We start from the raw sequence: 13,899 nt of genomic DNA, 5'->3' as shown, positions 1-13,899 counted from the left end.
CGTGATCGGCTGAGCCGGCTCACTGCGCGTTGAGGCGCTTCGTCTGTGACGCGTGCCACACGCCTGAATAGCCTGTCTGGATAGGCATCTGCCCCGTTCCGTAAGTACGACAGGCTGATCGGGGCGTTGTGCATTCTTGATAAGTAGATCGGTCGTCGCCTGTCGATCAACGAGGCCGGCGCAGTCGGAGCCACTGCCCTTCTCCGCAGCGTTTCGCGCTCGCAGCTTATCCGGAGGGCACCGTATTGGCGAAAGCGACGAGAACCGCGCCGAGCCGCGCCGGCTGCTCCTGTTGAATCCAATGGCCCGCACCCTCGATCAGGTGGATGGCGTTCAGCCGCGTTGTCGCATTCGTCTTCATCATTTCGAGGGCGCCCGGCGATACATAAGTCGCCCAGTCGCTATTTCCGCCAACGAACAGCGACGGGACGTCTATCGTTCTGCCCGAGAACAAGCGTAGCTCAGCCGTCAGGACGGGATCGGTATAGACGCGGTACGTCTGCAAGCCGCCCTGAAAACCGGTGCGGCTATACTCCTCGGTATAGACAGCCAGTTCCGGTTCGGTGAGCCATTGGCACGCCGCAACCTCGGCCGCCGAAGGTTCGAACGGGGCGACGTTCTCGGGCAACGTCTTGCCGCGCTCCATGATGTAATATGTGGGGAGTTGCGCGAACGCCTCGGCAGTCGGCGTTTCCAGCGGTCGAGGGCTGTTGCCCAACCAGTCCGCGCTTTTGACGTGGAAGAACGTCCGCAGAAACGCGTGCACGCCTTGAGCGGGGCGTGAAAGATCGTCGTTCGCTTCGCGTGTGCTCAGATACTGTTGGTAGAGCATTCTGGGCGGGCTGAGCGACGCCAGCGCGGCCGCCAGCTGACCAGCAGTGTTCGGCTGAGCCGGTGACGCGCCGCTCTCCGCCGTATTGAACGGGAACGCCGGCGCGCCTGGAAACGGCGCGCTCATCAGCACGACTGAAGGGAAAACATCGGGCCGGGCCAGCGCGCAATAGGCCGCGACGGGTGAACCAAAATCGTGCCCGACCAGCATCGCCGTTCGCTGGTAGCCCAGCGCCGACACCAGGCCGAGCGCGTCGCGCGTGACGTTCAGGAGGCTGAAGGGCGCTAACGGGGCGTCATAGTCGTTCACCCAGCCGGCGGTGCGACCGAAACCGCGCTGGTCGGGTGCCACGACATGATAGCCGGCATCGGCGAGAATCGGCATCAGGTGCCGCCAACCATATGCCAGGTCTGGAAAGCCGTGCAGCAGCAGCGCAAGCGGCCGACCCCGGCTCTGATACCCTGCCTCGAGAATGTGGACGTCGAGGCCGTTGACCCCGTGGATCATGCGCGAGCGAACGCCGCCGGGAAGCGTGTTGCCGCCATAGGGTGAAGTGCTCAAGTCAGGTCCTCCTTCGAGTCTTGCGCGACGGGTTCAAGCCGTGCGTGCGGCAGCTTTGGAGCTGTTCCCCGGAAGGCCGCCGATGAATGCCACGACTCTTGGCGCGACGAGATCCGCCATCTCGGCATGGGGATAATGCCCGGCACCATCGACGATCATGGTCTCCGCCTTCATTTTGCCGGCGAGCATGCGCGCTTCTTCGATCGGGTCGGCAAAATCCGGATCCTTGGTGCCCATCACGACAAGAGTCGGCACCTTGGTTTGCTCGAGAATCGCGGCAGTGTCGGCCTTCGACAAAGCGAGCATCGCCATCAGCGCGTCCATACGTCCCGGCTCGCGCAGGTTCTGCGTGATCGCCGCCTTGATCTGCGCGTGATCGGCGGGCTTGTGCGTCGGGAACAGCGTGTTCCAGTACATCGTCCAGAACCCGACCTTCCACGGTCCGGCGAACCCGATCTTGAGCGACAGCTTCTGGATGAAGGATGCCTCCAGATCGCGGACGATCGGCCCCAGCAGCACGACACCCGTGACCTGCTCCGGCGCATCCTGCGCCGCCCAGAGCGCCGAACCGGCCGCAAAGGAATTTCCAAGGATCGTCGCCGGACCGGTACCAAGATGCTTGAGCACCGCAACGGCGTCGCGGCCGACGGCTCGAGCCGAATAGTCGCTCCATTTTGCCGAGGTCTCGCCAAAGCCGCGCGCGTCGATCGTGATCACACGGTAGCCCGCCTGTTGCAGGAGCGGCCGGATCATGCGGTATTCAGAGCGCAGATCGCCCATGCCCGGAATTGCGAGGATGGCGGGGCCGTTGCCGCCGGTGTCTTCGAAGGCGACGCGGCCGCCTTCGGTTTCGATGAACTGGGTCTTGGTGCTGACAATGTTCATGGCGTGCTCGCTTCTCGCTTATCGATCACCGGTCTGGCCCCGCGATCTTCGTTGTTGACCTACTCGAAGTAGCCCCTCTAATTTCGCAGGGTAATTCGGCATTTCGGCATTAGGTCGTTTCAAAAATGAATAGCCTCGATTGGGCGCTGCTCCGCTCCTTCCTCGCCGTCGTCGAGGGCGGCTCGCTATCGACGGCCGCGAAGCGCATCGGTGCAACCCAGCCGACATTGAGCCGACACATCCGGGAATTGGAGACGGGGCTCGGGGTGATCCTGTTTACGCGGTCAGCGCAGGGACTTGACCCGACACCGGCGGCCCTGGGCCTGATCGAGGATGCCCGGGCCATGGGCGCGGCGGCCGAGGCGCTGAACCTGAAGGCGCAGGGCCGCTCGCAACAGCTGTTTGGAACCGTGCGGATCACGGCGTCGGTCATCGTCGCCAACCTGATGCTGCCACCGATTGTCGCAGCCGTGCGGCAGGCGGAACCGAGCATCCAGATCGAGATCGTCGCCTCGGACACCAACCAGAACCTGCTGCGTCGAGACGCCGACATCGCCATCCGCATGGCCGATCCGACGCAGAACGCGCTGATCGCCCGCAAGCTGGGCGATACGCCACTGGGGCTGTTCGCGACCCGGTCCTATTTCGATCGGCGCGGTCGTGTCATATCAAGCGAGGACCTTCGTCGCCATGATATGATCGGCCTCGATCGGGGCGACTTTCTGATCCGCGCCTTCGCCGAGCGTATCATTCCGCTCACGCGCGAGGACTTCGCTGTTCGAACCGATGATGCGATGCTTTCCTGGAACCTCTTGCTCGCGGGCGCCGGCATCGCGATCGCGCAAGTGGTCCTGGCAAATCGCTATCCCGATCTCGAACAGGTGGACGCCGACATCACATTGGGCGCGTTGCCGGTCTGGTTGGTGATGAGCGAGGAGGTCCGCGGCAATGCCCGGATCAGGCGTGTCGCAGACCTTCTATCGTCTGCCCTTCAAGACCTCCTGCGCAGCGCCACGGCGGCCGAGGATCAGGGATAAACCCCTAAGTTGCGCAGGTTCATCGCGGCTTCGCGCCTGGCAGGTGCGTTGCGAGAAACTCACGCATGCCAGTCGGCCGATGTCCAAGAATGGCGGTGAGCGCCGGATCGACCGCCGCAAACTCGCCTGCCTCAGCTGCGCGAAAATACCCCAGCATGACCGCGCGAGCACCGGCGGGAACGCCGTTCTCACGTGCGCGAAGATCGAGATTCTCCAGGCTGATCAGGGTAAGCGCGACTGGCATCTCCCGCACCTCGCTCGCGAGACGCGCAATCTCGGCAAGGTTCAGGGCCTCCGGCCCGGTCAGTGGCGGGGTCGGACCGTCAATGACCTGATCGCCGGCAAGCAGCGCTGCGTCCGCCGCAGCGAGGTCGTCGTGGGTTGTCCACGCTACCGGGCCGTCCGCAGGCGCCGTGATCCTGCCGTTCGCAAGCCCTTCTGCCTGCATCGCCAACAGGCTTTGCGCGTAGAAGCCGTGGCGGAGCGCGGTCCATGCGATTCCGGACCCCGCCAGCAGCGCCTCCGTTGCCGCATGATCCCGCCCCGGCGGGAACAGCGACGTGGGCGAGGCGGAAATCTGGCTGGTGTAGAAGATGCGTTCGACACCCAGGTCGCTGGCCACAGCGATGGCGTTGGCGTGCTGCGCGATCGGATCGCCGCCATAAGCCGCTGCGTTGGAGGAGATCAACAACACCTGCCCCGCGCCTTCCCAGGCATGTCGCAGGCTTTCCGGCCGATCATAGTCGCCCTGCCGAACTCGAACGCCCTGCGCGGCCAAGTCGGTTGCCCTGTCAGGCGAGCGAACGCTGACGCCGATCCGCTGCACAGGAACACGCCGCAGGAGATTGGCGACGATCCTCTTCCCCAACTGTCCTGTCGCTCCGGTGATGATGAGCATATTGCCTCCGGCTGATGATGCGGTCAGAAGTGATTGATCCACAGGCATATGATAAGCCGGGCAATCCGGAACAGGTCGTTCTCCATGCCGAACAATGTCCGCGCCGATGATCTGAGAGTCTTTCTTGCCGTGCTGCACGACGGTGGCTTCCGTGCTGCGGCGCAACGCTTGGGAATGGCGGTGTCCAGGGTGAGCACGACCGTCTCTCGGCTGGAGCGGGAACTTGGTACACCGCTCTTACTGCGCACCACGCGCAGCGTCCGCGCGACCGATCAAGGGCGGGCACTCGCGGATCGTATCGCGCCGCTCTTTGCAGACATTGACCTCGCCTGTGCCGACACGGCCGGCGGCGCAGAGCATGTTCGCGGCCGACTGAAGCTCAACGTGCCGGGCGCCGTCATGCCGGACATCCTTCCTCGACTGCTGACCGCATATCAGCAACGTCACCCGGACGTCATCGTCGAGATCTTCGTCGAGAACGGTCTCGTCGATATCGTTGCCGACGGGTGCGACGCAGGCATCCGTTACGGCACCGCGCTGGAACAGGGCATGATCTCGGTGCCAATCGGCCCGCGTCGACAAGAGGTCGGGCTGGCTGCCTCGCCGGACTATCTCGCACATAGGGGGATGCCGCGGTCGCTTGAGGATCTGACCTATCATGATGCGATCCGCTACCGGCTGCTGAATGGTTCGCTGATCCCGTGGAGGTTGCAGCAGGGCGGCGCTGCTGCCGAAGTGACGCCCGTCACGAAGCTGGTGCTCGGCGTGAATGCGCTCAATTCCGGCCTGGCTTATGCTCGAGCCGGTTTGGGGATCATCTGCGTTTTTCGAAACTGGCTGGAAGACGACCTACGCCGGGGATCGCTCGTCCCGGTCCTGCCTGAGCATTGGCCGGAGTTCGACGGCCCGCGGCTCTACTATCCCAACAGGCTCGCATCACCGCCACTTCGAGCGTTTATAGAGGTTTGCGGCGAGCGCAGCGAGAATGCATAGCCGGTCGATCAGCAGATCGGGTCTGAGCTAATGGCAGGCACCGCCGGCTTGACCCAGTAGCGGACGTTCAAGGCCCTTGCAGCGCGCGCCGGCTCCGGACGCTCGTTCATCTAGAATCAGCGACCTCGAAGCTGGTATAAGCGGCGATCGCTGCGTCATCGAAACGCCGCCGTCCCGCCATCACGATGAAATGCGCCCAGCCTAGCTGCCCTTCGAACCGACGGACCCAAGTCGGCAACATTCAGGGGCATCATGAAATTCATCACCAGCAGCGCGCTGATCGCGCTGCTCGCCGGCACGCCCGCGCTTGCACAAACGGCGCAGGACCTGCCCTCGCCGTCGTCCTCGGACCAGGCGGATACCGAGAACCAGATCGTCGTCACCGGCACGCGTGATCGCTCGCGCACCCAGTTCGATACGCTCGCGCCCGTCGACGTCCTGTCAGCCGACGCCGTGCGATCGAGCGTTTCCGGCGACCTGTCCGACACGCTCGCGCAGTTGCTGCCCTCGTTCAACGTCCAGCGCCTTCCCGCGGCGGATGGGCAAGCGTTCGTGCGGCCCGCCAGCCTTCGCGGCCTGTCCGCCGACCAGACGCTCGTGCTCGTCAACGGCAAGCGCTATCACCGTTCCGCGCTGCTCGGTACGCGCGGGGCGCAGGCACCCGATCTCGCCGGCATCCCTTCGCTCGCGATCAAGCGGATCGAAGTGCTGCGCGACGGCGCGTCCGCACAATATGGCTCGGACGCGATCGCCGGCGTCGTCAATATCATCCTCGACGACACCGCCGGCATGGATGCGTTCGGCCAATATTCTCAGTATTATAAGGGCGACGGTAAGGAATATCAGACCGGCGCACGGGGCGGCATCGCGCTCGGCGATCGTGGCACGCTGGTCGTCACCGGCGAATATGATCATAGCGAAGCGACATCGCGCACGCGCCAACGTCCCGACGCCATCGCGTTCCAGGCGGCCAACCCCACCCTGTCCGTGCCGGCCCCGGTACAGCGCTGGGGCCAGCCCGATGAGGAGCGTATCCGCGGCGCTCTCGATGCCAATTATGCGTTCAGCGACGCCGCTAAGCTGTACGTCTTCGGCACCGCGCAAAGCGGCGAAGGCGTGACCGATTTCAACTGGCGCAATCCCGCCGGGACCAGCAGCGTGTACGGCGCCAGCAGCGCGTTTCCGGGCTTTTCGTTCAACACCGTCTATCCGCTGGGCTTCTCGCCGCGCTTCGGCACGACGTACAGCGACTATCAGGGCGACACCGGTCTGCGCGGCGATCTGAGTGACCGGTTCAGCTACGATCTCAGCGCGGCGTTCGGGCGTAGCCGGATCGATTATACGCTGAACGAGAGCCTCAATGCCTCGCTCGGGCCGGTAAGCCCGACCAGCTTCTATCTCGGTCGCCTCGAACAGCGCGAATTCAATCTGAACGCCGATTTCGTCTATCGCCTTCCGGTCGGCACGGCACAGCCGGTCAACGTCGCGTTCGGTGCCGAACGTCGCCGCGAAACTTATCAAGTTTCGGCGGGCGATCCCGCATCCTACGCCATCGGCGCCGGCGCGGCGACCGGCCTCGCGCCCAATTCTAACGGCTTTCCGGGCTTCAGCCCCGCGCTTGCCGGCACCTTCGACCAGACCAGCTACGCCGGCTACGTCGATCTGGAATGGCAGCCGATCGAGATGGTGACGTTGGGGGCCGCTGGCCGCTACGAGGATTTCTCGGAATTCGGCGACACGTTCAACTACAAGCTTTCAGCGCGGTTCGAACCGGTGAAGGGCATCGCAGCGCGTGGCACCTATTCCACCGGCTTCCGCGCGCCGACGCCGGCGCAGCTCAATACCTCGCAGACCACGCAGGGGCTCGATACGACGACGTTGCAGGTCTTTAACCAGGGCCGTCTGTCACCCAGGGATCCGCTCGCAATCGCGTTGGGTGCCACGCCGCTGACACCCGAAACGTCGAAGACCGGGACCGCAGGCCTCACCTTCCAGAGCCGTTTCGGCCTGACGGCGAGCGTCGACCTCTATCAGATCGACGTCGATAACCGCTTCAGCCAGTCGCGCACATTTGCGGTGCCAGCCAGCTTCGCCAACCCGCAGCGCTTTACCGCGGTCAGCTATTTCACCAACGATTTCGATACGCGCACGCGCGGTATCGATGCGGTGATCGGCTACGGTCACCGCGTCGGGCCGGGCCGCGCGAATCTCAGCCTCGCCTACAACTACAACCAGACCAAGGTGCGCAGCGGCACCAGCGCGGCGATCCCCAACGACACCCAGCGGCGGATCTTCGAGGAGCGCCTGCCTAAGCATAATGGTACCGCGACGTTGGGCTACGACATCGGCGCGCTCTCGCTCGTTGCACGGGCGCGCTATTACGGCGCCTGGACCGACGTCACCGGCAACGCGATTGGGGAGCTGTTCCAGCGCTTCGGATCGATCGCGCTGTTCGACGTATCGGCAGCCTACAAATTCGATCAGCATTTCACGTTGCGGGTCGGTGCGGAGAACGTCGCCAACACCTATCCGGACGAGGCGACGAACCAGGCGGTGCGTGGCCTGATCTATTCGCGCAACGCACCCTACGATACCGATGGCGGGCAATATTATGTGCGGATTGGGATGAGCTTCTGATGTCCGGTATCGTCGCAGCTACATTGGATCGCCGCCTGTTCCTGACCGGAGCCGCCGCCGTCGCGGCGGTTCCGGCGAGCGCGTTTCCCCGTCCGGCGGCGACCCAGGACGAAGCGTTCTGGAAGGGCGTAGCGTCACAGTATGACGTCACTCGCGAGGTGATCCAGCTCGAAAACGGCAATTGGGGCATGATGGCCCGGCCGGTACTGCAAGCATATGAACGCAATCTCGAACGGGTGAACCGCGACACCAGCTATTACACCCGCCGGGGCATGATGAAGGACTGGATGGCCGCGCGCGACGCGTTGGCCGCGACGGTACGGGTGCCCGCAGAGGAAATCGCCTTCACCCGCAACGCGACCGAGGCATTGAAGGCGCTGATCCTCGGCTACAACGCGCTGACGCCCGGCGACGCAGTTCTCTATGCCGATCTCGATTACGACAGCATGCAGGCGTGCATGGACAGCCTCAAGGCCCATCGCGGCGTGTCGGTCATCAAGATCGCCCTACCCCAGCCCGCCACGCGCCAGTCGCTCATCGACACCTATGCGTCCGCAATGGAGGCCAATCCGCGCCTGAAACTGATCCTGCTGACGCATCTCAGCCACCGCACCGGCCTTGTCTTGCCGGTGCGCGAGATCGCCGCGATGGCCCGCGCGCGCGGCATCGCCACGATCGTCGATGCGGCGCACAGTTGGTGCCAGCTCGACATGACGCTTGCCGATCTCGATTGCGACTATGTCGGCATCAACTGCCACAAATGGCTCGGCGCGCCCCTGGGCGTCGGCGCGATCCATATCCGGCAGGGCGCACTCGCTGCGATCGATTGCGATCCGGCCAACCCAGCGTCCGACCGTGACACCATCAACGCGCGTATCCACACCGGCACGGTGGATTTCGCCGCGCCGTTGACGATCCCCGCGGCGCTGGCATTTCAAAACACGATCGGCAGCAAGCGCCGTGCAAATCGCCTCGCTGCGCTCCGCAATCGCTGGGTCGATCAGGTCAGACCTTTCGCCGGCATCGAGATCCTGACCCAGGACGATGCCGCGCTCCATGGCGGGATCACGTCCTTCCGCTTCAAGGGAAGGACGAGCGCTGCAGACAATATCGCGGTGGCGAAGCGGTTGCTGGAGGAGTTTCGGATCTTCACGGTCTATCGCGACGGCCCCGCAGCGGGCGCGTGCGTGCGGGTGACACCAGCGTTGTTCAACACGATGGCCGATATGGATGCGCTGGCCGCAGCACTGAAGATAATTGGTCAGTAAACACTCGCTCGGCGGGTCCGAAACGACCCAGGAAACGCCCTTGGGCAGTGCGTTCGCCCTCCCCAGGTATGGCCAATCATTCATGCGTCCTGCCGAAGGGACATGAACCATATGTTCGAACCGCATGTTTACCGCGGTCAATTACCCTCCTGGCACGTGCGTGCATGTCGATGACCTAGCCGACCTCTATCTGCTCGCGCTCGAAAAAGCGCCAGCAGCCCCGATATTCAACGGCGCTCACGGCGCCGCTACCCCGCTGATCGATATTGCACGCGCCGACAGCGAGGGCGCAGGCACCGAGGGCCGGGTGGCGGCATGGCCGTTGGAGGAGGCACGGCAGGCGTTGGGGGGCTTCGCGGACGCGATTGCGTGGATCAACTGGTCTCGGGCGAACACGCCGAACGTGCGCTTGGTTGGCGCCCGTCGCGGCATTCGATCCTCGATGAGCTACGCTCCTACGCGTCGCCAGCGGCTTGACCGCAAGTCGCCTCGATGATCCAGATTTGCTGAACCCGGTCGATGCATTAGCCGAAAGCAGACGGCCGCGAACCTCGACAACCAGTCCGGGCAGACGGAAAGTCTGCCCGGACTGAGTTCCGCCATGCCGCCTACATGCCGGCTGCGGTAGGGCGCACGATGACCTCGTTGATGTCCACTCCCTCGGGCTGCTCCAGTGCGTAGCGGATTGCGCGCGCGATCGCGTCGGAGGTCAAGGACTTCTGCCGCCACGTGGACAGCGCCGAGGCGATATCCGGGTCGGTGATGTCATTGCCCAGTTCGGTTGCCACGACCCCGGGTGAAATGATAGTCGTGCGGATATCATCATGCTCCTGGCGCAACCCTTCCGTGATCGCCCAGACCGCGTATTTGGTGGCGCAGTAGACGGCCGCGCTCGGCATCACGAAATGCGCGGCTATCGATGCGACGTTCACTACGTGGCCGGCCTTCTGCGCAATGAATCGAGGAAGTACGGCAGCGATCCCGTTAAGCACGCCATGAACGTTGACGTCGATCATCCGTGTCCACTCGTCCTGCTTCAGCGCGGCGAGGGGCGACAACGGCATCACACCGGCATTGTTGATCAGCACGTCCACGCGCCCGAACCGGGCTTGCGCGGCATCGGCGAACGTGGCGAAGCTTGCCGCGTCGGTCACATCCAACCGGTGCCACGCGACATTCGCGCCAAGCTCTGCCGCAAGCGCTTCGAGGTTCGACCGGCCGTTGCGCATTGACGACATCGCCAACGCCGCGGGTATGAGCACATCGTCCCTGCACGAACATTTTAAGGCGGTGACGAAGATGACGCCGTTGGAGTATCAAAAACAACTTCGATTATAAGAGGCTAGACGCCTGATGCTGTCAGCTGCCACCACCGCAAGCGGCGCGGGTTTTGCCGTAGGGTATGAAAGCCCATCGCAGTTTAACCGCGAGTATGCCCGCCTATTTGGGGCTCCCCCACGTCATGACATCGAACAGTTGCAGCGCAGCGGCAATTTACTGACGCCCGTGTAGCCCCTGGCGCTTTTCGATTGACGCATTGTCAGACGCGCCCTGCGCGACCGTTAGGTCATGATACCCATCCGCGCGCGCTTATTCATAGGTGCCGCCGTCGGTTAGCGCCGTCAGCCTTCCCTTAAGCTGGCTGTCCGTTTCCCTTACGCTGGCTGTCCGTTTCCCTCCCGCCAACGCGAACATTCCCGAAATTTGGTCGTTTCTGGAAACGCCGATGCCGTCTCGCCCGCTGTTTACAATCTAGAAAGCCACCGCTTCGAGATACCAACCACCTCAGTCTACAGGCAGAGCATTAAGGCCCACTGCCGCTGCAGGCTAATAGCTCGCCAGCTTGATCTTCAGCACCTGCGGCAATGTCGTGAGGTTGAGGCCGCTACCGGTCTGATCGCCGTTCCAGACGCGGTCGAAGATCCATCGACCATCCTGAAAATGCCCTTCCTCGACCCTGGCGAGCATGAACCGTTCGTCCTTTGCCGAGCCGAACCGGACGCGCACGCGGTGCCCGACGAGGAGGAACTCGTTCGCCGACAATTGCGCGATCACCGCCCCGCCATCCGGGTCTGCGCGATCGGGTACCGGATCGGCCTTGCCCAGCCAGCTGTCACCGACCGTTCCCATCTGCCACTCGCCATAGGTGAGTGTCGCCGTCCAGCGATCGCCCAGCTGCAACGTTTCGGGTCTGCGATCATCGGCCTCGCCCGCCCCCCAGACCTTGTTCTCAAACGATATTCTAGCCCATTCTCGCGCCATCGGGGCAAATTGACGGTAATGGACCGCAAAGTTGTCGACGGTTTGGGCATTCACGACCCTCGCCCCTAGCGGGTAGTTCGAGAACCCTGAGTAATCCAAGCCGAACGGCGCAAAGCCGATGCCCTGCCGGCCAAGGACATCGTAAAAATGCCGTGCATAGCCCTTGTCACTGCCGATTTCGGGAACAAACAAGGCATTATCCGCACGTCCGTATTGGTCCAGCGTCTTGCGAACCCTTGCACTATCGCGGTCGTAAATGTCCGGCGCGATGGCATCGATAGAGGGCGCCGCTGTCTTCCAGACGTCCAGAACGTTCCATGTCGGACCGCCGGAGGAGTAAGTAAACGGATCCTGGTATTTGAAAGGATCGCGCAATGCGGCGTTGACGTACATCGGTAGCGCAAGCGCGCGCTTGCCGGCTGCTGCGACCTCGTCGACGTACCGGGCAATATGCCAAGCGTGGAAATACTCGTCGGCGTCCTTGCCGAATGCTTCACGCCAGGTCCCGGGCTTGGCGCGCATCGCCTTGACCAACTCGGCCGGCGCTGGCTGGTTGAACAGCCGCTGCGCCGTGGGCGAAAAATCCCGCACCGCGCTGTACGTGCCGGTCTCATTCTCGACCTGGACCATGATGACACTATGGTCCTGATCAACGGCCTTAAGGTGCTGCATGAGGGCAACGAACGCGCGCTTATCCGCTTCCAGTGTCGCCCGGAAATGCGGCGAGAGCGAGTTCTTCACCTCGCCCTTCGCATTGATGACACGCGGAAAGCGTGCGTTGTTCAGCTTCACCCATTCCGGGGCGTAGTCCGGGTTGTTGTTCTTCCAGGTACCAAACCACAGGAGGACCAGCCTGACGTCGTTCGCCCGCGCCTGCTTCAGCAACTCGTCGACGAAGGAGAAATCGAATTTCCCCTCGATCGGCTCAATCTGCTCCCAAGCGACCGGCATTTCCAACGTGTTGGCGTGCGCAGCCTTGATAGCGGGCCACACCGTCGGGAGTTGAGACGGGTAGTTTGCCGAATTGTTGGCCTGAACGCCAAGCATGAGGAACGGTGCACCGTCGACCATCAGCGCGTGCCGGCCTTCCTTCTCAACGAGTTGCGGAAGATCACGCGCCCACGCGGCGCTAGTCATTGCGATGGTCGCGAACAGCGCCAAGGGTGAAATCCGCTTCATGCTACCCAGCATTGTCATCTCCGCGTTGACGCCGTTACCCATACGACCTTGCCGTACGATATCATCCATCCATTTTAGGGTGACTTTCGGTAACGAACCATAGGCAGGTGTTGGCGATATATCCTCTTGATGGGATCCATCGGAAGGACGCCAACCTTCTTGATTGTCGATCCTAATCGGAAATGCCTCCCCGATCGCAGCCGCGCTATGCGATCCTTGAATGTGCGACAAACAGGTGTTTTTCGACACGGCAAGTCTCAGGCTTTGGCCTGTGGCTGCGGAATGACTGACATGCGCGCATTACTGCAGTGCAGTTGTGCGCCAGCGGCCGACCTCCTGTTTGTCCGGGTTGCCGAGCTCCTTCATCGCCGCCCCATAGGAGCGAAGCCTGTCGGTGGTGATCGCCTCGGTCCTGCCGTGCCGCTTCAGCGTCTTCTTCATGAAGGCAAGCGCCGCTTCCTTGTCCTTGGTCCTGGTGATGTAGCTTTCAAGGATCTCGCCTTCGTGATCGACCGCTCGCCAAAGGTAGACCATCTCTCCGTTCAATTTCACGTACATCTCGTCCAGGTGCTATCGCCAATGGCGGAACCCGCGCATTGCACTTGCGCGCTGCCGACGGATATCGCCCGCGAACATCGGGCCAAACCTGTTCCACCACATGCGCACCGTCTCGTGGCAAATGTCGCTCCCGCGCTCGAACAGCAGGTCCTCGACGTTGCGCAAGCTCAGTGAAAGCGGACGTACATCATTATCAGCAGCCGGATTACCTCCGCGACGAGTTGAAGTAGCGAAACGGACTGGCGGGTTTGCGCGGGCGGGGCATTCGCCGCCCCTACCGCCCCGCCCCTAACGATCGGTGCATTTGGTCTGACAGTGCCCGCTTGAGCCCTTATGATGTAGCGTCAGACAAGGTCTCGCCGTCAAACACCATAATGGTTCAGCGGGCGTCGCTTGCTCAGCGATCGCAAATGCCGATTGTAGCTTCCAACGATTTATTATTCAGTCTCGATTTATGCGCAGTCGCACGAGCAACCCAAAACTGATTCCGCCAAATCCGATTAGCGACAGGATCACGGCCCCGGTGACGCGGCCACCAGCCTTGGCGACGGTGCGAACATCTACTCCAAGACCCAGCGCCGCCATGGATACGACCGTGAGTAGCGTCGCGATCTGGCTGATCGGCATAATAGCGATGGACGGGATCAAGCCCAGTGAGCGACACCCGGCGACAACAAGGAAGCCAACGATGAAACATGATCCGATATGTGCGATGCCGAGCCGCTTATTTCCTACTGCGGCGGCGACTGTCCCGCCGTCAGGCACCGCTTGAGGAGCAAGCCGCGGCGC

At 62.7% G+C, this 13,899-nt stretch carries 11 protein-coding genes and 2 pseudogenes; 6 read left to right on the top strand and 7 right to left on the bottom strand.

What is annotated here, in order from left to right; genetic code table 11:
* Positions 1-226 precede the first annotated feature (226 nt).
* On the bottom strand, positions 227-1,339 hold the full coding sequence (locus U1701_RS05355; RefSeq protein WP_332781515.1) for an alpha/beta fold hydrolase: 1,113 nt from the start codon (positions 1,337-1,339) through the stop codon (positions 227-229).
* Between the two features lie 87 nt (positions 1,340-1,426).
* Entirely contained in the window at positions 1,427-2,278 is an 852-nt protein-coding gene (locus U1701_RS05350) for an alpha/beta fold hydrolase (RefSeq protein WP_332781514.1), read from the bottom strand.
* Positions 2,279-2,403: 125 nt separating this feature from the next.
* Here U1701_RS05350 and U1701_RS05345 point away from each other — a divergent pair, with 125 nt between their 5' ends.
* A complete protein-coding gene (locus U1701_RS05345) occupies positions 2,404-3,315 on the top strand; it encodes a LysR family transcriptional regulator (RefSeq protein WP_332781513.1) in 912 nt (303 codons plus the stop codon).
* A gap of 19 nt (positions 3,316-3,334) precedes the next feature.
* On the opposite strand, the gene U1701_RS05340 is transcribed toward U1701_RS05345, so the two are convergent.
* Positions 3,335-4,213: an NAD(P)H-binding protein gene (locus tag U1701_RS05340; RefSeq protein WP_332781512.1), complete on the bottom strand. Its 879-nt coding sequence runs from the start codon at positions 4,211-4,213 to the stop codon at positions 3,335-3,337.
* 84 nt (positions 4,214-4,297) lie between these two features.
* Here U1701_RS05340 and U1701_RS05335 point away from each other — a divergent pair, with 84 nt between their 5' ends.
* The 4 genes from U1701_RS05335 to U1701_RS05320 all read left to right on the top strand — a co-directional run bounded on the left by U1701_RS05335 (position 4,298) and on the right by U1701_RS05320 (position 9,607).
* Positions 4,298-5,206 (top strand): LysR family transcriptional regulator, encoded by a 909-nt coding sequence (locus tag U1701_RS05335; protein ID WP_332781511.1) that lies wholly within the window; start codon positions 4,298-4,300, stop codon positions 5,204-5,206.
* A 252-nt stretch (positions 5,207-5,458) separates the two neighbouring features.
* The gene (locus tag U1701_RS05330; RefSeq protein ID WP_332781510.1) at positions 5,459-7,843 is read left to right on the top strand and encodes a TonB-dependent receptor plug domain-containing protein; all 2,385 of its coding nucleotides are present in this window, start codon (positions 5,459-5,461) and stop codon (positions 7,841-7,843) included.
* Complete coding sequence (locus U1701_RS05325) at positions 7,843-9,111, top strand: aminotransferase class V-fold PLP-dependent enzyme (protein WP_332781509.1); 1,269 nt, start codon at positions 7,843-7,845, stop codon at positions 9,109-9,111. The genes U1701_RS05330 and U1701_RS05325 overlap by 1 nt, the downstream gene beginning before the upstream one ends.
* Positions 9,112-9,235: 124 nt before the next feature.
* Positions 9,236-9,607 (top strand): hypothetical protein, encoded by a 372-nt coding sequence (locus tag U1701_RS05320; RefSeq protein ID WP_332781508.1) that lies wholly within the window; start codon positions 9,236-9,238, stop codon positions 9,605-9,607.
* A 112-nt stretch (positions 9,608-9,719) separates the two neighbouring features.
* Here U1701_RS05320 and U1701_RS05315 read toward each other — a convergent pair whose 3' ends face one another.
* Positions 9,720-10,349, bottom strand: a complete 630-nt coding sequence (locus U1701_RS05315; protein ID WP_332781507.1) for an SDR family oxidoreductase — start codon at positions 10,347-10,349, stop codon at positions 9,720-9,722.
* Here U1701_RS05315 and U1701_RS05310 point away from each other — a divergent pair.
* Positions 10,321-10,623, top strand: a pseudogene (locus U1701_RS05310) (helix-turn-helix transcriptional regulator); the annotation flags it as partial. The gene U1701_RS05315 and the pseudogene U1701_RS05310 overlap by 29 nt on opposite strands.
* A 315-nt stretch (positions 10,624-10,938) precedes the next feature.
* Here U1701_RS05310 and U1701_RS05305 read toward each other — a convergent pair.
* The 3 genes and pseudogenes from U1701_RS05305 to U1701_RS05295 form a co-directional block, all read right to left on the bottom strand.
* Entirely contained in the window at positions 10,939-12,621 is a 1,683-nt protein-coding gene (locus U1701_RS05305; RefSeq protein ID WP_332781506.1) for a DUF5597 domain-containing protein, read from the bottom strand.
* A gap of 252 nt (positions 12,622-12,873) precedes the next feature.
* A pseudogene (locus U1701_RS18685) lies at positions 12,874-13,375 on the bottom strand (IS6 family transposase); the annotation flags it as partial.
* Positions 13,376-13,551: 176 nt separating this feature from the next.
* A complete protein-coding gene (locus U1701_RS05295) occupies positions 13,552-13,875 on the bottom strand; it encodes a putative sulfate exporter family transporter (protein WP_332781504.1) in 324 nt (107 codons plus the stop codon).
* Positions 13,876-13,899 lie beyond the last annotated feature (24 nt).

Source organism: Sphingomonas rhamnosi (assembly GCF_036663615.1).
Classification (GTDB): Bacteria; Pseudomonadota; Alphaproteobacteria; order Sphingomonadales; family Sphingomonadaceae; genus Sphingomonas.
Note: the sequence above shows the minus strand (reverse complement) of the source record. Positions and strands in the feature narration are given on the sequence as shown.